Raw genomic sequence first — 20,018 nt, forward strand, 5'->3', positions numbered from 1 at the left:
AGGACATATCATCGAAGTGCTGAATTAGAGACATAAAAAATCCGATATTATTTCTAATATCGGATTTTGAAGCTATGAAAAGATCAGTCAAGTGATCATAAAAATATTCTTAACTGATCAGCATTACGCTATAGAGCGGCTTTTAAATAGTTGTAAAAGTATTACTTCACTTCTTTACCAGCTGCTTGTTGGTCAGCATGGTAGCTTGAGCGAACAAATGGACCACAGGCCGCATGTGTAAAGCCAATTTCGTCTGCATAATCTTTTAAAGCATCAAACTCTGCTGGCGGCACATAGCGTTTAACCGGTAAGTGGTGCTTAGAAGGTTGTAGGTATTGACCTACCGTTAGCATATCAACGTTATGCTCGCGTAAATCACGTAATACTTCTTCGATTTCGCTAATTTCTTCACCTAAACCTACCATCAAACCAGATTTAGTTTTCACATCTGGATGTGCTTCTTTAAAGCGGCGTAACAACTCAAGTGACCATTTATAGTCAGCACCTGGACGCGCTAATTTGTATAAACGCGGTGCTGTTTCTAGGTTGTGGTTAAATACATCTGGCGGCGTCTCGATTAAGATATCAAGGGCTCTGTCCATACGACCACGGAAGTCAGGTACTAGAATTTCAATCGTGATTTCTGGGTTGTGCTTACGAATTTCACGAATACAGTCAGCAAAGTGCTGTGCACCACCATCACGTAAATCATCACGGTCTACTGACGTGATTACAACATAGCTTAGCTTCATGTCTTTAATAGTCAGCGCTAGCTTTTCTGGCTCAGCTGCATCTGGCTTTAATGGACGGCCATGGGCAACATCACAGAACGGACAACGACGAGTACAAATAGCACCTAAGATCATGAAAGTCGCAGTACCATGGTTGAAGCATTCAGATAGGTTAGGGCACGAAGCCTCTTCACACACTGAGTGTAAACCATGTTTACGCATCGCTTGTTTAATACCATCAATACGTTCAGTTGATTTTGGTAAGCGAATTTTTAGCCACTCTGGCTTACGCAACATTTCGTTTTTTTCAGTCGGTAAAACTTTAACTGGGATCAGTGCCATTTTTTCTGCATCACGCAGTTTTACGCCTGGTTCCATTTTGACTGGTTTATTCATTCGTTTTCAAACCCTTCAGTGTGCTTAACCACAGTAGCATTAAGCTTTTTAATCATGTGTTTTACAAGCCCTGCACCTGCTTGCTCGAGGTTTTGCGGACCGTTAAGATCGGTTGTTTGCACCATGTTCATACCAGCATAGCCGCATGGATTAATACGTAAGAATGGACTTAGATCCATACTTACATTTAGTGCTAAACCGTGGAAAGAGCAACCGCGGCGAACGCGAAGGCCTAATGAGGCAACTTTGCTGTCGTTAACGTAAACACCGGGTGCGTCCGCTTTCGCGTAGGCATCAATGTCGTAGTCTTTTAACGTATCAATAATGCACTCTTCAAGCCAGGTTACTAGCTCCCTTACACCAATGTTTAAACGACGTAAGTTGAATAGCACATACATCATTTGTTGGCCTGGTCCGTGATAGGTAACTTGACCACCACGATCCACTTGGATCACTTCGATATCACCGGTATTTAATAAGTGCTCAGCTTTGCCTGCTTGGCCTTGCGTAAATACAGGCTCATGCTCTACAAGCCAAATTTCATCTGCTGTGTGCTCATCACGGGTGTCGGTAAAAGATTGCATTTTTTGCCAAATTGGCATGTAACGCTGACGACCTAATTGACGAACGATTAATTCTCTTTCGCTCACGAGTTACTCCGTAATCGGCCTATAGCATGTGACGTACGTCATCGATGTTGCTGATCACGTTATAAATTTCTTCGATGTGCTCTTTACTTGTAACCGTTGCTACAAGCGTTACAGATTCGTAATTACCTTTGCTGCTTGGTTTTACCTTTGGCGCATAATCGCCAGGTGCAATTGGTTGCAGCTTTTCTAGGATTTGATCTGTTAGATTTACGTTAGCTAAGCCCATGATTTTAAATGTGAATGGGCAAGGGAAATCTAAATACTCATCAAACTTAGTATTTTTTACAGGTTGAACCACGACGGTGACTCCTCAAACAGTGAGTGTGCTTAATAGAGGTGTTCTCTGCCATTTCTTGGCGTTAAGCAAACTTAGATTACGACGCACTCGACCCAGCGCGACTGATATGGGGCGCATTCTATCATTTTTCAGACAAAAAAAAACGCCTTGCGGTGCAAGGCGTTTATAAACTTTATGTCCAGATTACTGAATTTGTAAACGTAGGTAATCGTAGATCTTGCTAAAGAAGCTGCCTTCTTCCACTTCTTCTAGTGTAACTAGTGGATATTGTGCAATTTCTTCACCTTCAAGCTGTAAGAATAGCGTGCCTACTTTAGTACCTTTTGCAAGCGGTGCTTCTAATGTTTTATCAAGCTCAAAGTTCGCCTTTAAATTTTTACGCTGACCACGTGGAATCGTAATTGGCGTATCTTCTAAGATACCTAACGATACGTTTTCTTTGTTACCCATCCAAATACGTTGCTCAGCAAAGCTGTCGCCTGCTTTATATGGCGTGATTGTTTCGAAAAAGCGGAAACCGTAGTTCAATAGTTTTTTGCTTTCAACTTTACGAGCACGTTCGCTTTCTGTGCCCATTACTACCGCGATTAAACGCATATCATCTTTAGTTGCAGAAGTTACTAAGCTATAACCCGCTTCTGATGTATGGCCAGTTTTAATACCGTCAACGTTCATGCTTTCATCCCATAACAATGAGTTACGGTTGTATTGCTTGATGCCGTTAAAAGTGAATGATTTTTTCGCGTATACTTCGTACTCATCTGGTACATCGCGAATAAGTGCAGCACCTAAAGTTGCCATATCACGTGGTGTCGTGAAGTGTTCGTTAGTATCTAAACCATGGCTATTTACGAAGTGGCTGTTAGTCATGCCAAGTTTTTCAGCGTGGGCATTCATTAAATCAGCAAATGCGCTTTCACTACCAGCAATGTGTTCTGCCATTGCTACACAGGCATCGTTACCCGATTGAATAATGATACCGTGGTTTAAGTCATCAACGCTGATCTGCTTACCGACTTCGATAAACATTTTTGATGATTCAGGGAAATTCTTTGCCCAGGCTTTTTCACTGACTGTAACCATATCAGTTGGTGCAATATTACCTGCTTTGATTTCAGTACCAATTACATAACTGGTCATCATTTTGGTTAAACTAGCCGGTGCTAATTTTGTATCTGCTTCGCCTTCGGCAATCACTTTACCTGTGGTGAAATCAACCAAGAAATAACCTTTCGCATTAACTTGAGGTGGGGCAGGGATAATTTGGGCTGTTGCAGAAAATACGCTAGCAGTGCAAACAAGGCCACAAACGCCACTTAAGATTTTATATTTTATAGATTTCATCGTACTCATTAATGGTTAAAGTTAAACATGTTGCGTTGACCTATTCTAAAGGTCTTACTCACTGTAAAGCAAGAACGCGTTCTGAAATTGGTTTTGTTTTAGCTTTTCTAAAACTGCTTGTGCTTCTGCGGCATCTTTTATTGGACCAAGACGTAATCGATAGATTCCATCTTTTTCAACAATGTTTGTTGGCACATGATATTGCTGACGAAGTTGAAACGCGAGCGCTTCAACATTAGCAAGAGTACTTCCCGCTGCAACCTGAATGTAGCTTAAACGAGGGGCAGAATTGGCAAGGGTAACAGCCTCAACCTTAACACGGGCTGTACCTTGTCGGTAATAACCTAATTTATAGGCCGCAGAATAAGATAAATCGATAATCCGGTCATCATGAAATGGGCCACGGTCGTTTACACGAACAATTACTGATTTTCCGTTATCTAAATTTGTTACTCTGGCAAAGCTCGGTAGCGGCAGCGTTTTATGGGCTGCTGTCATCGCAAACATATCGTACACTTCGCCGTTTGAGGTGTGGTAATTGTGAAACTTTCGACCATACCACGAAGCAATGCCTTCTTCAGAGTAGCCAGTTTCATCTAGCATCGGCGTGTAGCGTTTACCACGGACTTCGAAAGGACGACTAGCGCTTGCACTTTTAACAACCGCCGTGACTATGGCATCTTGCATTTCAAGTTCGGTTGGTTTGCGAAGCGGGGCTGCATCATGCTCCATAGCATAACGGCCTTGCTGAGATGAAGAGCTACATGCTGCTAGCAGCACAGAAAATAACGCTATAAGTAAGTAATTAACTCGCTGTGTCATTATTTTAAAAGCATCCTTTTATCGGTGGCGATAGACATGATAATGCCAAATCCGGCCATCAAGGTCACCATTGAGGTGCCACCATAACTTATTAGAGGTAACGGAACACCTACTACAGGCAGTAAGCCCGAAACCATGCCAATATTTACAAATACATAAACAAAGAAGGTCAGTGTTAATGCGCCGGCAAGCAACTTACCAAACGCATCTTGTGCGTTTACCGCAATATATAAGCCACGACCAATAATAAACAAGTACATACAAAGTAATAAACAAACCCCGAACAGGCCAAACTCTTCGCTTAGTACAGAAAAAATAAAATCGGTATGACGCTCAGGTAAAAACTCTAATTGTGATTGGGTACCTTGCAGCCAGCCTTTACCTTCAATGCCGCCAGAACCTATCGCAATTTTCGATTGAATTATGTGGTAACCCGAGCCAAGCGGATCGCTTTCAGGATCTAAAAAGGTCAGTACCCGTTGTTTTTGATAATCAAGCATCACGTAATGCCAAAACGGCCATGCTGCCAAACCAACAGTAGCAGATAAAAAGCCAATAAGACGCCAACTTAGCCCAGATAAAAACAATACAAATATCCCTGAACTGGCAATCAAAATAGAGGTGCCTAAGTCGGGTTGTTCTTTAATTAAAATGGTTGGCACCATTACAATCGCAAAGCCAATAATTAAATGAATGATTCTTGGCGGTAAATGGTTACGCCCGATATACCATGCAACCATCATTGGCACGGCTATTTTCATTAACTCTGACGGTTGGAAACGGGTTACTCCTAAGTCTAGCCAGCGCTGAGCGCCTTTTGAACTAACCCCAAATAACAACACCCCAACCAGCATTAAAAGCCCCACGCAGTAGAGCGGAATAACCATACTCTTTAATGTGTTAGGCGAAAACTGGGCGAGTATAAACATACCTAGGATAGCGCCAAACATACGTGTTGCGTGGCGTATCATCATTGCAGAGTCTTGGCCGCTGGCACTGTATACAATAGCAAGGCTGGCTACCATCATCGTCATAAGGGCGATAAGTAGTGGTAAATCGAGGTGTAGGCGCTGCCATATTGAGCGTTTTTTATTTAATGGGATCATGGCGCGTCACTTTGGGCTATTTGAATCGGGTTCGCTGAGAAGTAGTAATCCATTAATTGACGCGCAATAGGCGCACCAACTGTACTACCACCACCGGTGTTTTCAACCACCACAGAGACCACAATTTGTGGATCGTTATAGGGTGCAAAACCAACATAGATAGCGTTATCACGTTGGCGCTCTTTAAGTGATTTTGCGTCGTAACGCTCACCTTGAGCAATACTCACAACCTGAGCAGTACCTGTTTTACCTGCTGGGTCATAATTCGCCCCTTTAAATGCTTTATGAGCAGTACCTGTGACTTTATGTACGGTGTTGTGCATGGCGTCTAGCGCAATTTGCCAATGATGAGGATTTTTTAATACTACAGGTGGCTTTTCATCATTATTAATTTGCGTTACTTCGTTTTCTTTTTTAGCGACTTGTACAAGGTGCGGAGGGTGATCGAGTCCACGGTTCACTAAGATGTTGGTTGCATTAGCTATTTGCATTGGTGTTGCGGTCCAATAACCTTGCCCGATACCTACAGAAATGGTGTCGCCGCGCCACCATGATTCTCTAAAGCGGGCTTCTTTCCATTCTCGCGATGGCATAATGGCAGATGTTTCTTCATGAATATCGATTCCAGAGAGTTCGCCAAAGCCAAACTGCGTCATAAAGTCACTGATTTTGGTGATCCCTAAACGGTAAGCAACATCGTAAAAATAGGTATCGCATGACTCTTCAATAGCACGATAAACATCAACATGGCCATGGCCCCAACGTTTCCAGTCACGCCATTTGTGCTCCACGTTAGGAATTTGGAAAAAACCCGGATCCCAAATTTGTGTTTGCTCGGTTACCAGTCCTTCTTCAAGAGCAAGGATCGACATATGAGGTTTTACTGTAGAGGCAGGTGCATAACGGCCTTGCGTGGTTCGGTTAATTAGCGGTCGGTCTGGGTTTAACAACTTTTTGTAATCTGTGCTGCTGATACCATGGACAAATAAATTCGGGTCATAACTTGGGTTGGAGTAAAGTGCTAAAACGCCGCCATCTTTAGCATCAAGCACTACAATGGCACCACGCATATCTTTTAAGGCATGTTGAGCAATTTGTTGCAGGCCAATATCCAAAGTCAGTACTAAGTCGTGACCAGGCTCAGGTGGCGTGAGGCTTAAAGTGCGGATAACTCGGCCACGGTTATTCACTTCAACGCGCTGCGAACCAACCACACCATGAAGAAGTTCTTCGTAATACTTTTCGATACCCAGCTTACCAATGTCGTGGGTTGCACGGTAGTTAGTTGCTTGGTCTTCTGCTTCCAGTTTGGTGAGTTCTTTTTTGTTGAGTTTGGCAACATAACCTAGGGCATGGGTAAGGGTATCACCATAAGGGTAATAGCGAGCTAAACGCGCTTCGATACTAAAGCCAGGAAACTTATGCTGATTAACCGAGAACTTTGCAACTTCGGTTTCGTCTAAACGGGCTTTTAATACTTGGCTTTTAAAGCGGCGATTGTGCTTAATGTCATCTAGAAAGTCAGCTTTTTGTTGCTCAGTTATTTTAATAACTTTTTCAACTTCGCTCAGTGCCTCTTCAAGGTTATCAACTTCCTCGGGTATTACTTCTAAATTATAAACTGGCTTGTTTTCAGCCAGTAATACGCCATTTCTGTCGTAAATAAGCCCACGGTTAGGGGCAATTGGAATAACTTTGATGCGGTTATCGTTCGAACGTGTTTGATAATCTTGATGTTCGATAACTTGGATGTTGTATAGGTTAGATAACAACACACCAATTAACAGTGTCACAAACACAAAACCCACAAATGCTCGGCGAGCAAACAAGTTTGCTTCAGCCGAGTGGTCTCGAATCGTGGGTCTGTGTTTTCGCATTGGCTTTACTACTCGCGATGATAAGGGTGGTTGTTATTCAAGCTCCAGCCTCGGTATAGGCTTTCTGCAACAATGATGCGCACTAGCGGGTGCGGTAGTGTCAGGTTTGATAATGACCACTTTTGCTCAGACGCTGCAATACACTCAGGTGCTAAGCCTTCTGGTCCACCAATCAATAAGCTAACATCGCGACCATCAAGCTGCCACTTTTCCATACTTTTTGCCAGCTGATGGGTATCCATTGGTTTACCCGTCACCTCTAGCGTTACAATGCGGTTACCTTTAGGGATCGCAGCTAGGGTCTTTTCGCCTTCAAGTTGTAAAATACGTTTGATATCCGCATTTTTACCACGTTTACCTGCGGGGATTTCAATTAGCTCAAGAGGCATATCACGCGGGAAGCGACGTTGATATTCTGTGAATCCGGTTTCAACCCATGCTGGCATTTTGGTGCCAACAGCAATCAATTGTATTTTCAAAATGGTTACCTATGTCCTTGCTAAGGGTTAGCCCCAAAGTTTCTCTAGATCATAGAAGTCGCGAGTTTGGTCTTGCATAACATGCACAACCACATCACCTAGGTCTACAAGCACCCATTCACCTTCGTTTTGGCCTTCGTAACCGAGAGGTTCTTCACCAGCATGGCGTGCTTCTTTAGCAACATGATCAGCAATAGATTGTACATGGCGTTTAGAGTTACCTGAGCACACTAACATGTAATCAGTAATGTCAGACTTACCACGAACATCAAGCTGTACCACATCACGGGCTTTCATATCGTCGACTTTATCAAGGGCAAATGCGAGTAGTTGTTTAGAATCCAAAGTGTTTTCTCAAAAATAAATAATCTTAATTTGTTATTTTATCACGCAGGCAGTATTTATTCATCTGTTTGGTAAAGATGATGCTGCGCAATATAGTGACTTACATTGGTAGGTAAAAGTTCCGCTATATCATTATTTAAATGCAGCTTTTTTCTTATTTCGCTTGAGGCGGCATTAACTTGTAAGCCATTTAAAAAGAATAACTTACCTGCAGGGGCTTGTTGTAGCTGGCTAAGTTGCTCTGTTACGGCATTCTCTTTATAAGCTGCAAGTTCACCAGATACTTGGCAGTGCTGCCCCGGACGCTGGTACACCACAATATGACAAAGTTTGACAACTTCTTGCCATTTAAACCATTTATCTAGGCTATTGAATGAGTCCATGCCGATTAAAAACATAATCGGCGCTGCTGGGTTTTCTGCACGAAGCTCTTCTAAACTCAGCAAAGAATAAGACGCACCTTCTCGGTTTAGTTCGCGGTAATCGATAGCAAAATGCGGATTGTCGTCAATCGCAAGTTTTAGCATGTTTATACGATGCTCATCACTTATTCCTGGCTTGGCTTTGTGAGCAGGAATAGCACAAGGCATGAAGTAAAGGGTATCGAGTTGGCACTGCTGAACACACTGCTGGGCCATATTAATATGACCTAAGTGAATTGGATCAAAGGTGCCACCAAAAATAGCAATCATGAATTGTTACTCTTAGTCAAAGACCGGGTGGCAAGGTAAAGGTATCGCCACAGGTTGGCAAAACACTAAGCATATTTGCATTAATGCTTGGTAGGGGGCTACAAGGTTGCCTTGTTTATATGCGGCATCAAACTGGGCTAATTGTTTGGTAATTTGTTCGAGTACTTGGATGTTCAAGCGGTTTAAGGCCTGTTGTACAACAGCTTGTTGGTTTTTCCAAATATTATACTTTTTGTATAAATCAGCCATATTGGCACCATTCAAGCGCCCGTGTTGCATTGCCAGTAAGTTAGCTGCTTCTTTATTGATGGCCCAAAAAATACTCATGGCTTCAGTGTTATCGGCAGCCAGCTTAGTCATTACTTTAACTGCTTGTTCGGCGTGGCCATTTAATAAAGCATCACTCAAATCAAAAATATCAAATTTTGACTGATTCAGTAGCCCTTGCATCACAGCTTGCTGGTCAATTAGCTCACTACCATAAAGCAAAGATAGCTTTTCTAACTCTTGATGACAGGCAAGTAAATTTCCTTCAGTGGCATCAATTAAGCTTTGTTTTGCGTTGTTGTGAAGGTTTAAGTTTAAACGGTAGCATTGTTCATCTAACCAGCGGCTCAGGTGATTACCTGTTAATGGGTAACAAGGAACAAATAAGCCTTGCTTATCGAGGGCTTTAAACCAAGCACTGCGTTGAATATCTTGGCTGGCTTTGGCGCCTTTTAAAACCAAAATAGTATCGGGGTTAGCAAGCTCAACAAGCTGCTTAAAGATTTGGCTGCCTTGCGTACCAGGTTTTTGCTCGTTTAAATCAAACTCAATTAAGGTACGAGCGCTGAACAGTGACATACTTTGATATTGAGCAACAATTTCTTGCCAGTCAAAACCCGGCATTAAGGTAAATTTGATTACCTCGTCAAAGCCTTGCTGTTTAGCTGCTTGGCGAATTTGCATGATGCACTGCGCAATTTGATAAGGCTCTTCACCAAACACCATGTAAAAAGGCGCGAGGCCTTTTTTTAACTGGCTAGGAAGCTGGTTTGCATAACAACGCATTACAGTTGTGATAACTCACGAACAATACGACGACTCGCTTGCTTACGAATTTCGCCTAATAGCAAATCAAGCTCTTTTGCTTTTGCAAGGGCATTGTCTGGGTCGTCTTGGTAGTTACGATACAATTCAAAGCTTTGATTAATCGCTTTTTGTCCAGGGCGCTTGAGGGTATAGCTTACGCTGTAGGCAAGTTCATATTCAGCAACCTGACCATTATCAAACAATGACAGAATTTGACGCTCTAAGCGGTCTTTATGAATCTTTAACTCAGGATGTTTACCAACTTGGTTAAGCTCAACTTTACTCGCAATCAGTTCTTTTTCGACTAATTCGAATAAGGCTGACTTTTCATCATCACCAACAAGGGTGATTACTTTCAAGTCGTCAGGCAAGTTAGAGGCTTTCTTTAAGTGAAAGCCACAACTTGTCAGCAGTAAACAGACTAGCGCAAGGGCTAGTCCGTTTTTCAGTGCGTGAAGCGCTGCCATCTTAGTTAGCAACCACGTTAAGTAGTTTGCCTGGTACGTAAATTACTTTACGGATAGTCGCGCCATCAGTGAACTTAGTCACGTTTTCTTCAGCAAATGCTAATGCTTCAACTTGCTCTTTAGTTGCATCTGCAGGCACTGTTAACTTAGCACGTAGCTTACCGTTAACTTGTACAATGATTAGCTTCTCATCTTCAACAAGTGCTGACTCATCAACTGTTGGCCATGCTGCATCTAATATATCGCCTTCTTTGCCAAGGTCTTGCCATAACTGGTGACACATGTGCGGTGTGATAGGCGCAAGCATGATAAGTAATGCTTCAAGTGCTTCGTTAGCAATTGCTACATCTTGTTTATCAGCAAGTGGTGCTTTAAGTAACTTGTTCGAAATTTCCATGATAGCAGCGATTGCAGTGTTGAATGTTTGACGACGTTCAACGTCATCAGTCACTTTTGCAATTGCTTTATGAAGTTCACGGCGAAGTACTTTTTGGTCGTTATTTAACGCTGACTTATCAAGCGCTTGATAACCTACTGTTTCAACATCAACAGCGTATTTCCAAATACGTTTTAAGAAACGCATTGCACCTTCAACACCTGAATCAGACCATTCAAGAGTTTGCTCTGGTGGTGCAGTGAACATCATGAATAAACGCACTGTGTCCGCACCGTACTGGGCGATAACTTGTTGTGGGTCGATACCGTTATTTTTCGATTTCGACATTTTGCTCATGCCCGCAGAGAATACTGGCTCGCCATCTTCTTTGTGCCACGCTTTAACAACACGACCTTTGTCGTCTGTTTCAGTTTGTACGTCTGTTGGTGAAATCCAGATATCACCGCCTTTCTCATCTTTACGATAGAAAGTATCAGCTAGTACCATGCCTTGACATAATAAGCGCTCAAATGGCTCATCTGAGTTTACTAAACCAAAGTCACGTAATAGTTTGTGGAAGAAACGCGAGTAAAGTAAGTGCAAGATCGCATGCTCAATACCACCAATGTATTGGTTTACTGGTAACCAGTAATTGGCAGCACCTGGCTCGATCATGCCTTCGTCAAAACGTGGGCTACAGTAACGAGCGTAGTACCAAGACGACTCCATGAAGGTATCGAAGGTATCTGTTTCGTGGAATGCAGGCGCGCCATTTACTGTTGTTTTAGCCCACTCAGGATCAGCTTTGATTGGTGAAGTCACACCATTCATAACTACGTCTTCTGGTAAGCGAACTGGTAGCATGTCTTCTGTTGCTGCAAGCTCATCACCATTTTCGTCGCTAAGCATTGGAATTGGAGAGCCCCAGTAACGCTGACGGCTAACACCCCAGTCACGTAGACGGAAATTAACTTTACGCTCACCTACACCCAGTGCTTCTAGTTTGTCTGCAACGGCATTAAACGCTGCTTCAAACTCAAGACCATCGAACTCACCTGAGTTAACTAACACGCCTTTTTCTGTGTATGCTTGATTGTCTAAATCAACCGTTTCTACAGAACCTGCAGCTGGTGCGATAACTTGGGCAATTTCAAGGCCATAAGCTGATGCGAACTCGTAGTCACGTTGGTCATGTGCAGGAACAGCCATTACAGCGCCTGAGCCGTAATCCATTAATACAAAGTTAGCAACCCAAATCGGTACTTGCTTACCTGTTAATGGGTGAATCGCATAAAAGCCAGTTGCAATGCCTTTTTTGTCCATGGTGGCCATGTCTGCTTCAGCGATTTTCGTGTTTTTACATTCATCAACAAACATAGCTACAGCGTCGCTGTTTTTAGCGGCTTCTTGTGCAATTGGGTGACCTGCAGCAACTGCTACGTAAGTCACACCCATGAAGGTATCTGGGCGCGTTGTATAAACACTGAATGTGTCTTCGTTATCAGCACGCTTAAATTCGATTTCTAAACCTTCAGAGCGACCAATCCAGTTGCGCTGCATGGTTTTAACTTGCTCAGGCCAGTGATCAAGTTTATCTAAATCGTCTAGTAGCTCTTGTGCGTAATCAGTGATTTTGATGAACCATTGTGGAATTTCTTTTTGCTCAACAATGGCACCTGAACGCCAACCACGACCATCAATTACTTGCTCGTTAGCAAGTACAGTTTGGTCAACTGGATCCCAGTTTACTGTTGACATCTTTTTGTATACTAAGCCTTTTTCATAAAGCTTAGTGAAGAACCATTGTTCCCACTTGTAGTATTCTGGGTGACATGTCGCGATTTCACGATCCCAGTCGTAACCAAAGCCTAGTTGCTTTAACTGGTTGCGCATGTAATCGATGTTTTCGTAAGTCCATTTAGCAGGGGCAGTGTTATTTTTGATTGCCGCATTTTCAGCAGGTAGACCAAACGCATCCCAACCCATAGGTTGCATTACGTTTTTGCCTTGCAAGCGTTGGAAGCGTGATACTACGTCACCAATGGTGTAGTTACGAACGTGACCCATGTGGAGTCGGCCGCTTGGGTATGGGAACATAGATAGGCAGTAATACTTTTCTTTGCTCTCATCTTCAGTGACTTTAAATACTTGGTTTTCTTCCCAGTAGGCTTGTACTTTTGACTCAATGTCTTGCGGGTTATATTGCTCTTGCATCTACGATTCCAGACTTCTTGCAAATTAATAAAAAATTGTCGATAAGGATAACCCAAAATACATGCTAATCACAGCGGCAAATAGGCGCTTTTGTTAATTTTCCAAGGAAATATATTTTCAGGGCAGGTTAACCTATACTCAACTAGAATAACGGTTGATTTTTCATCATTTTTGAAGGAGTAAGCGATGGCAGATTATAAATCTTGGCTTAGCGATTTAAGTGCATGGCTTAAAGACGTAAAAGATCATGAGCTAAAAGATGCAATGGAAAAATTTGTTGAGTCAGAGCAGGCACTTAAAGACTTAGGGCAAGAAAAGCTCAATCAGTATCGTGACTATCTACAACGCGATATCGACCACATTAAAGAAAACGACAGTCACTATGATTCACTCGCATGGCTAGAGCTTAAAGAATCGCTTTGGTATGAGTTATCGCACATTGAAGATAAAACCCAGCTCGAATGGCAAGCCTTAAACCAAGATTTTCAACATAATGGTGTTTATCAAGAGGGAGAATGGATAGCCATGGGCACATTAGTATGTAAAAATTGTCAGCATAGTTACGATGTTTACCATGCTACGCAAATTACTCCTTGTACTGAATGTGGCGGTATTTATTTTCGCCGTAAGGCATTACAACCTTAATCAGTGACGCAGGCTTGTGCTGGGCGTTACCTATAATGCCCAGTCAAGACTGGGAAATAAGAAGTTAGAATGACAAAAAAACTAATCCCTCTACCTATTTCTGCGTTAGCGCCTAAGATTGCCGCAAGTCATGTTGCGACTTGTATGCAAAACCCATATCCAGAAGCGTTGCCATTTATTGGTCAACAACGTGCACAAAGTGCCCTCGACTTTTCACTCGGAATGGAATTACCGGGTTACAATGTTTATGTGATGGGTGAAGCGGCTCATGGTCGTTACACCTTAGTAAAAGACAAACTCACAGCCCATTCAAAAGACCGCCCAACGCCTAATGAGTGGTTGTATGTTAATAACTATGATGACCACCGCGAGCCAATCGCGTTATTTATGCAAGCAGGTCAATCAAAGCAGTTAGCTGACGATATAGATTCATTTATCGACGAAGTACTCGATACATTCCCAGCAGCTTTTGATAACCCGGGTTATCAACGCAAGAAAAAATCAATCGACCGTGAGTTTACCGATACTTACGATGCGGCAATTACTGCTGTTGAAATTGCAGCACTTGAACAAAGTGTGGCACTGATTGAAGAAAATGGCGTTGTGGGATTTGCGCCTTTAGTGAATGGTAAACAACTGAGCGACAGTGAATTTTCAGCCCTTGATGAGCCACTGCGTATCGAATTTTATGAGGTTATCGAAAAGCTTGAAGATGCGTTAATCGAAGCATTAATAGAGCTTCCTCGTTGGAAACGAGAGTCATCCGAAAAACTACGTAACCTTAAAAAATCAACTGCTGAGCTTGCCACTAAGCCACTCATTAAAGCCCTTGAACATAAATACGCTACGCACATTGGTGTGTTGCGTTATTTAAAAGATATTCGTGAAGAAATCATTGATGCGGTACTTGAATGGCTCGACGATGATGAAAACGACGAAAACAAAGAAGACTTTGACCGTAAAGGGATGCTCACAGACTTCTTTGCACCAAATATTCTAGTCGAATACAAAGAGGGCGATGCAGCCCCTGTGGTGTATGAGCCGAATCCGACTTTTGGCAATATTTTCGGCAAAATTGAATATGCGACTTCGCAAGGCTCGCTTATCACCAGTTACCGCTCAATTCAGCCAGGTGCACTGCACCGTGCTAATGGTGGCTATTTGATTATGGATGCCGAGAAAGTCATGGCGAACCCACAAGTGTGGGATGGCCTTAAGCTTTCTCTAAAAACGCATCAAATCAAAAACGACTTACCTTATCAAGACAGCTCTGTGGGAAGTAGCTTTACGTTACGTCCGCAGCTTATTCCTCTTGATGTAAAAATAGTGCTGCTAGGCTCTCGCGACCTTTATTACACCATTGGTGAATATGACGAAGAGTTTGCAGAGTTATTCCGTGTCCTTGCTGACTTTGATTATTACTTACCAAGTAGCGATAAACTGCAATATCAGTTCATTACCAAGGTAACTGAATATTGTCAGCAAACACTTAATTGCACCGTAAATGAAGCTGCAATGGCAAGATTATTAAAGTTTAGTTATCGCCAAGCTGAGCACCATAACAAGCTCTCAGCTCGCTTTGCAGATGTATTAGAGTTAGTGGCAGAAGCCAGTTTTTATGCCAAACAAGATGGCCAAACCGTGATTGATGCTCATCACATAGATGAAGCCATTGTTGGTAAGCAATACCGCACAGGGCAAATTTCAGAAACCATGCTGAGTGATATTAAAGAAGGGCAAATTTTAATTGCAACCGAAGGTCACGCAGTGGGCAAAGTAAATGGCTTAACTGTGCTACATATTGGTGATACCTCATTTGGCACACCTGCACGCATTACAGCCACTGTGTACGCAGGTGCAGATGGCGTTATTGACGTTGAACGTGAAGCCGAGCTAGGCAAAGCCATTCACTCAAAAGGGGTGATGCTATTAACCGGTTACTTAGGTAATAAGTATGCTCAGCAATTTAGCCTAACGCTCAGTGCCAATATCGCAATAGAGCAAAGCTATGGCTACATCGACGGTGATAGCGCCTCATTAGCAGAGCTGTGCGCGCTTATATCAGCCATTACAAACTTACCTATTAGCCAATCTATTGCACTGACGGGGTCGATTAACCAGCATGGTGATGTGCAATCAATTGGTGGTGTAAACGAGAAAATAGAAGGCTTCTTCAAACTTTGCAAAATGCGAGGCTTAACCGGTGAGCAAGGGGTGATTATTCCTAAATCAAACCAAGTTAATTTAGTGCTTGATGACGAAGTACTCGATGCCGTTGAAAAAGGGCGCTTTAATATTTATGCCGTTGAAACCGTTGATCAAGCACTGAGCTTATTAATGGATAAAGACGCAGGTGAAATGACCGCAGAAGGTTACCCTGAAGGCTCTACAAACGCGCTAGCCTTAGCAAGGCTTGCCAATATTGCAGATATTGTAAATGGCGACAATGATGATGAGAAGGACGCAGAATGATTAATTTAATACTTTTACTGATCATTGGTATTTTTTGTTTTTTAATTTTTAAAAATAGTAAAAAGGCGAAGCTTCAAGCGCTTGAAAATGAGAAGCTTGCCGCGGATTTTTTAGCGAATAATGGTAAAGCTGATGATGTTCATGAAACCGCATCTGGGCTGCAATACAAAGTTGAGCAAAGTTCAGGGAATGACACAAAGCCAAGTGCAACCAGTAAAGTAAAGGTTCACTATCATGGTACGCTTATGGATGGTAGTGTTTTTGACAGCTCAGTGGTAAGAAACTCGCCTATCAGCTTCGGCTTAAATCAAGTCATTGCAGGTTGGACCGAAGGCTTACAGCTAATGAACGAAGGGGATAAGTTTACCTTTTATATCCCGCCTCAGCTTGCTTACGGCCGTAAACGCGTCGGCAGCATTCCAGCAGGCTCGCTACTTATATTTGATGTAGAGTTGATAAAGATTAATGAATAAATATCTTTTTTAGCAATTTATCGTTTTGTTCGCTGACTTTCAGATTTTAGGAATATTCTGATTGTATATGTATATGTATATGTATATGTATATGTATATGGTTTTATTTATTTCGTTTTTAAAATATAAGGGATTTTTTATGAACAAAATTATAATGTTATTGATTGTTGGTCTTTTTACTGGTGTATCTTTGCCTGTATTTGGTCAGGCAGATGTTGAAATTTGTAACAATTGTTCAAAGAGCCAACAAGAAAGAGTAGCAAGGTTTAGTACTAATTATAATACTGAAGCAATAATTGTTGTTGATATGATCAATGAACGGGCTACAAAGTTCGATACCTACTACTCTGAGGACCGCTTTGGTGAACCAGTTGCAGATGTTTATGAAACTAGCTTGAGCAGTAATGAGCTTCACGATTTAGCGCTCCTTTACGAATATCGGAAAGAATTAGTCCGTGTGGTAACACAGGCTTCTGAAAAAAGCATGCTCGCTCAAGGGACAAACATGCGGAAAAATAATCATACGACCATGCAATCTAGCCCCAGCTCTAATGATAATTATGCGTTAGGAAAGGAAATAGATGTAAAAGGTAGTCCGTATGATTTTTTAGTGTACAGTTTTGTTCGAAATGATGTTTATGATTTTTATTTTGGCGGGAAAACGTCTGGACTCACCAGAATATTGTCACAAACAATGCGAACAATTAAGTTTCCTAATATGAATAAGTTAGAGGTATACGTCCGTATAAACTTTTACAGTGATGATTTAGCACAGACTGGAAATGGCTTTATTAGTGTAACGTTAGATCAAACAACAGAGTCATTCAATATCTTAGGTGGTAGAGATGGTGACAATAATTCCATCCCACTAAATCGTAGTCAGGTAAATGGAAAAGGATTCGTATTTTCAAATGGTGGCGGTGAGCAGGTTAAATTCGGATACTATATTCTTTCATTTGGTGGCGGTGGCGGTGGCGGTGGCGGCGGCTGTCGAGTTGTTAAAACTGAAACTAAGGGAAATAGAACAATTTATACTTATCAATGCTAGTATTGAGATTGGTTTTCTGGTTTTGAACCACCTACTTAGTAGGTGGTTGTCGGTTAAGCTTTGACCAAAATTATTAATGTTCATTTCTTAGGTGTTATTTCTTAACCCTAACAAATACACCCACAGCGCTCAGTAATATCACTACCGCCCATACTGGCCAATTGCCATATTGACTATAAATGCTATCGCCTTTAATTAACGTGATATTGGCTTCGAGTACATCCGCTTTAAATTGTGGCATAGCTAATTGTGATTTAGCGATAGGGTCGTAAACGGCGCTAATACCATTGTTGGTCACGCGAATTAGCGGGCGCTGTAACTCTAAGGCGCGCATACGCGCTATTTGCATGTGCTGATGCGGGCCATGTGAGTCACCGAACCATGCATCGTTACTCACCGTGAATAAAATGTCGGAGTCACTGCGATAATTACCACGAACCAACTCAGAAAAGGCAATTTCATAGCAAATAGCCGGTAAAATGTTTAAGCCATTTGCGCGTAAATTGTTTTGCACTTCATCACCACGGGTAAAGGAGGACATAGGCAAATCAAACAGTGGCGCAATTGGGCGCAAGAAGTCCTGAAACGGCACAAACTCACCAATGGGTAATAACTGATGCTTTTGGTAGCGGTTTTTACCTAAATATTGATAGTGGCCTTCACTGTCATCGTGTTCTTTTTTACCAAGCACTATTAAGGTATTAAAAATGTTACGCGTGTCGTATTGGTAATCAACGATACCGGTAATAAGCGCGGTGTCATTAAACGTTGCAGCACTATCAAGGCCTGTTAAATACTCGGTTGATAATGCTTCAAGCTCAGGCACAGCAGCTTCTGGCCAAACAATTAAATCAGCATTCCAATGCAGGCGAGTCATATCTTGGTATTTGCTCATAGTCGTCCAAAACTCAGACGGCTCAAAACGAAGATGCTGTTTAATATTACCCTGCACCAGTACAGTTTTAATGGTTTTATCTTGGTAGTGTAGCTGGTTGCTGCTTGCAATCGTATATAAGCCAGCTAATAGGGCTACAGAGGCGATAAGTGGTTTGCCATCTTTGCTTGCTAGGCGATATAAAGCAAACGCAATTAACATACATACAAGCGTAATCCCAAACTCACCAATCACTGGGGCTAAAAAATTAAGTGGGCTGTCTGTTTGCGTGTAACCAAAACTCAGCCACGGAAAGCCTGTTAACAATGTGCCACGTAAGTATTCTGTGGTTGCGATAGCGGCGAGTAACCAACATATAAAGCTATATGGGCCTGTAGCAAGGCGTGTTGTCAGCCAAGTAGCTAATGCAGGATAAAGGGCTAAATAAGCACAAAGCAGCACCATTAACGAAAGTGATGCGATTAATGGCATGCCACCAAAGGTCGCTATTGATACATGCACCCAGCTTATACCTGCACCAAACCAACCTAAACCAAATAAAAAGCCATATTTAGCACTTTGTTTAGCGGCTAATTTACCGTTTGCGAGAGGGTTAATGCAGTAGAGTAGAGCACCAAGGGAAAGAAAAGTTATAAACCATAGGTTATAGGGTGCGTAACTTAAGGTTAAAAAGAGGCCCGCAACAAGTGCGAGCCAGGCTTTTTTATCTTTTGCAAGGTGACTTAGGTTAGTTAGCAGTTTCTTCACTGTCGTTATCATCAGCCTTTGGAATGGTGACTTGCAATTGTAAGATACGGCGGTTATCTGCGTTAGTGACTTTAAATTGTAAGCCTTCTACCTCGATTGTTTCACCACGACTTGGCATGTGACCAAATGCATGTAAAACAATACCACCTATGGTGTCAGCATCTGAGGTGCTGTAACCAGTTTTAAAATACTCGTTAAAGTCATCAACTTCAGTCAGTGCTTGCACAGCGTAAACGTGCTTTGCAACTTGGCGAATATCTTGTAGGTCTTCACTTTCATCGTGCTCGTCTTCGATTTCACCAACGATGATTTCAAGGATATCTTCGATAGTGACAAGACCAGACACACCACCATACTCATCAATAACAATCGCCATGTGGTAACGTTGTTGACGGAACTCATTAAGCAGCGTGTCTACACGTTTACTTTCAGGCACTACAACTGCAGGACGCAAATATTCACGTAAAGAAGGCAGTTGCTCATCTTTGTTGATGATCAGTGGTAATAAATCTTTTGCTAATAAAATACCTTCAACATGGTCTTTGTCTTCACATACCACAGGAAAACGTGAATGTGTTGAATCAACCATCATAGGTAATAGCTCTTCTAATGGTGTATCAACCTCTAAGGTTACCATTTGCGAGCGTGGGATCATGATGTCCCGCACTTTCAGCTCTGATACACCTAGCACCCCTTCAATCATATCTTTGGTTTCAGGGTCGATAAGGTCGCGTTCTTGCGCATCGGCAATTACTTCTACCAGCTCTTCTCTATTCTGGGGTTCCCCTTGCAACATTTGGGCTATGCGGCCCAGCCACGTTTTGCCAGAAGAACCCTGGCTAGTTTGCGAGTTGTCGTCGCTCATTG

The 20,018-nt window shown here is 42.3% G+C and carries 19 protein-coding genes; 4 read left to right on the top strand and 15 right to left on the bottom strand.

Annotated features, from left to right (window positions below):
- Positions 1-161: 161 nt before the first annotated feature.
- The 13 genes from lipA to leuS form a co-directional block, all read right to left on the bottom strand.
- Complete coding sequence (gene lipA / locus L1272_RS14555) at positions 162-1,127, bottom strand: lipoyl synthase (RefSeq protein WP_054551675.1); 966 nt, start codon at positions 1,125-1,127, stop codon at positions 162-164.
- The gene (gene lipB / locus L1272_RS14560) at positions 1,124-1,777 is read right to left on the bottom strand and encodes a lipoyl(octanoyl) transferase LipB (RefSeq protein WP_082389180.1); all 654 of its coding nucleotides are present in this window, start codon (positions 1,775-1,777) and stop codon (positions 1,124-1,126) included. Before lipB ends, lipA begins: the two co-directional genes overlap by 4 nt.
- 19 nt (positions 1,778-1,796) lie before the next feature.
- Positions 1,797-2,075: a DUF493 family protein YbeD gene (gene ybeD / locus L1272_RS14565; protein WP_054551674.1), complete on the bottom strand. Its 279-nt coding sequence runs from the start codon at positions 2,073-2,075 to the stop codon at positions 1,797-1,799.
- A gap of 183 nt (positions 2,076-2,258) precedes the next feature.
- The gene (locus L1272_RS14570) at positions 2,259-3,419 is read right to left on the bottom strand and encodes a serine hydrolase (RefSeq protein ID WP_054551673.1); all 1,161 of its coding nucleotides are present in this window, start codon (positions 3,417-3,419) and stop codon (positions 2,259-2,261) included.
- Positions 3,420-3,473: 54 nt separating this feature from the next.
- A complete protein-coding gene (locus L1272_RS14575) occupies positions 3,474-4,241 on the bottom strand; it encodes a septal ring lytic transglycosylase RlpA family protein (protein WP_235373739.1) in 768 nt (255 codons plus the stop codon).
- A complete protein-coding gene (rodA, locus tag L1272_RS14580) occupies positions 4,241-5,347 on the bottom strand; it encodes a rod shape-determining protein RodA (protein ID WP_054551671.1) in 1,107 nt (368 codons plus the stop codon). The genes L1272_RS14575 and rodA overlap by 1 nt, the downstream gene beginning before the upstream one ends.
- Positions 5,344-7,224 (bottom strand): penicillin-binding protein 2, encoded by a 1,881-nt coding sequence (gene mrdA, locus L1272_RS14585; RefSeq protein ID WP_138602636.1) that lies wholly within the window; start codon positions 7,222-7,224, stop codon positions 5,344-5,346. Before mrdA ends, rodA begins: the two co-directional genes overlap by 4 nt.
- A gap of 8 nt (positions 7,225-7,232) precedes the next feature.
- Entirely contained in the window at positions 7,233-7,703 is a 471-nt protein-coding gene (gene rlmH, locus L1272_RS14590; protein WP_036967350.1) for a 23S rRNA (pseudouridine(1915)-N(3))-methyltransferase RlmH, read from the bottom strand.
- A gap of 27 nt (positions 7,704-7,730) precedes the next feature.
- Positions 7,731-8,048 (bottom strand): ribosome silencing factor, encoded by a 318-nt coding sequence (gene rsfS, locus L1272_RS14595; RefSeq protein ID WP_054551669.1) that lies wholly within the window; start codon positions 8,046-8,048, stop codon positions 7,731-7,733.
- 56 nt (positions 8,049-8,104) lie between these two features.
- The gene (nadD, locus tag L1272_RS14600) at positions 8,105-8,740 is read right to left on the bottom strand and encodes a nicotinate-nucleotide adenylyltransferase (RefSeq protein ID WP_199528677.1); all 636 of its coding nucleotides are present in this window, start codon (positions 8,738-8,740) and stop codon (positions 8,105-8,107) included.
- Between the two features lie 12 nt (positions 8,741-8,752).
- Positions 8,753-9,793 (bottom strand): DNA polymerase III subunit delta, encoded by a 1,041-nt coding sequence (gene holA / locus L1272_RS14605; protein ID WP_062564350.1) that lies wholly within the window; start codon positions 9,791-9,793, stop codon positions 8,753-8,755.
- The gene (locus tag L1272_RS14610; RefSeq protein ID WP_138602632.1) at positions 9,793-10,281 is read right to left on the bottom strand and encodes an LPS-assembly lipoprotein LptE; all 489 of its coding nucleotides are present in this window, start codon (positions 10,279-10,281) and stop codon (positions 9,793-9,795) included. The genes holA and L1272_RS14610 overlap by 1 nt, the downstream gene beginning before the upstream one ends.
- Before the next feature lies 1 nt (position 10,282).
- Positions 10,283-12,871, bottom strand: coding sequence for a leucine--tRNA ligase (gene leuS, locus L1272_RS14615; RefSeq protein WP_199528676.1), 2,589 nt, complete (start codon positions 12,869-12,871; stop codon positions 10,283-10,285).
- A gap of 186 nt (positions 12,872-13,057) precedes the next feature.
- Between leuS and L1272_RS14620 the strand changes: the two genes are divergently transcribed.
- The 4 genes from L1272_RS14620 to L1272_RS14635 all read left to right on the top strand — a co-directional run bounded on the left by L1272_RS14620 (position 13,058) and on the right by L1272_RS14635 (position 17,509).
- A complete protein-coding gene (locus L1272_RS14620; protein WP_054551664.1) occupies positions 13,058-13,516 on the top strand; it encodes a zinc ribbon-containing protein in 459 nt (152 codons plus the stop codon).
- A gap of 69 nt (positions 13,517-13,585) precedes the next feature.
- Entirely contained in the window at positions 13,586-15,988 is a 2,403-nt protein-coding gene (locus L1272_RS14625) for a Lon protease family protein (protein WP_235373740.1), read from the top strand.
- Positions 15,985-16,461, top strand: coding sequence for an FKBP-type peptidyl-prolyl cis-trans isomerase (locus L1272_RS14630; protein WP_199528675.1), 477 nt, complete (start codon positions 15,985-15,987; stop codon positions 16,459-16,461). The genes L1272_RS14625 and L1272_RS14630 overlap by 4 nt, the downstream gene beginning before the upstream one ends.
- 139 nt (positions 16,462-16,600) lie before the next feature.
- Positions 16,601-17,509 carry a hypothetical protein gene (locus L1272_RS14635; RefSeq protein ID WP_199528674.1) on the top strand — a complete coding sequence of 303 codons (909 nt, stop codon included), beginning with the start codon at positions 16,601-16,603 and terminating at the stop codon, positions 17,507-17,509.
- 94 nt (positions 17,510-17,603) lie between these two features.
- On the opposite strand, the gene lnt is transcribed toward L1272_RS14635, so the two are convergent.
- Positions 17,604-19,151: an apolipoprotein N-acyltransferase gene (gene lnt / locus L1272_RS14640; RefSeq protein ID WP_199528673.1), complete on the bottom strand. Its 1,548-nt coding sequence runs from the start codon at positions 19,149-19,151 to the stop codon at positions 17,604-17,606.
- On the bottom strand, positions 19,132-20,016 hold the full coding sequence (gene corC, locus L1272_RS14645; protein ID WP_054551660.1) for a CNNM family magnesium/cobalt transport protein CorC: 885 nt from the start codon (positions 20,014-20,016) through the stop codon (positions 19,132-19,134). Before corC ends, lnt begins: the two co-directional genes overlap by 20 nt.
- Positions 20,017-20,018 lie beyond the last annotated feature (2 nt).

Source organism: Pseudoalteromonas sp. PAST1 (genome assembly GCF_021532515.1).
GTDB classification, from domain to species: domain Bacteria; phylum Pseudomonadota; class Gammaproteobacteria; order Enterobacterales; family Alteromonadaceae; genus Pseudoalteromonas; species Pseudoalteromonas simplex.

Excerpts from the sequence above, each read along its gene's own strand:
- L1272_RS14620 (WP_054551664.1), top strand. The coding sequence starts at position 13,058 with ATGGCAGATTATAAATCTTGGCTTAGCGATTTAAGTGCATGGCTTAAA.
- nadD (WP_199528677.1), bottom strand. The coding sequence starts at position 8,740 with ATGATTGCTATTTTTGGTGGCACCTTTGATCCAATTCACTTAGGTCAT.
- L1272_RS14625 (WP_235373740.1), top strand. The coding sequence starts at position 13,586 with ATGACAAAAAAACTAATCCCTCTACCTATTTCTGCGTTAGCGCCTAAG.
- L1272_RS14610 (WP_138602632.1), bottom strand. The coding sequence starts at position 10,281 with ATGGCAGCGCTTCACGCACTGAAAAACGGACTAGCCCTTGCGCTAGTC.
- lipA (WP_054551675.1), bottom strand. The coding sequence starts at position 1,127 with ATGAATAAACCAGTCAAAATGGAACCAGGCGTAAAACTGCGTGATGCA.
- mrdA (WP_138602636.1), bottom strand. The coding sequence starts at position 7,224 with ATGCGAAAACACAGACCCACGATTCGAGACCACTCGGCTGAAGCAAAC.
- corC (WP_054551660.1), bottom strand. The coding sequence starts at position 20,016 with ATGAGCGACGACAACTCGCAAACTAGCCAGGGTTCTTCTGGCAAAACG.
- holA (WP_062564350.1), bottom strand. The coding sequence starts at position 9,793 with ATGCGTTGTTATGCAAACCAGCTTCCTAGCCAGTTAAAAAAAGGCCTC.
- L1272_RS14575 (WP_235373739.1), bottom strand. The coding sequence starts at position 4,241 with ATGACACAGCGAGTTAATTACTTACTTATAGCGTTATTTTCTGTGCTG.
- L1272_RS14635 (WP_199528674.1), top strand. The coding sequence starts at position 16,601 with ATGAACAAAATTATAATGTTATTGATTGTTGGTCTTTTTACTGGTGTA.
- leuS (WP_199528676.1), bottom strand. The coding sequence starts at position 12,871 with ATGCAAGAGCAATATAACCCGCAAGACATTGAGTCAAAAGTACAAGCC.
- L1272_RS14630 (WP_199528675.1), top strand. The coding sequence starts at position 15,985 with ATGATTAATTTAATACTTTTACTGATCATTGGTATTTTTTGTTTTTTA.
- rodA (WP_054551671.1), bottom strand. The coding sequence starts at position 5,347 with ATGATCCCATTAAATAAAAAACGCTCAATATGGCAGCGCCTACACCTC.
- L1272_RS14570 (WP_054551673.1), bottom strand. The coding sequence starts at position 3,419 with ATGAAATCTATAAAATATAAAATCTTAAGTGGCGTTTGTGGCCTTGTT.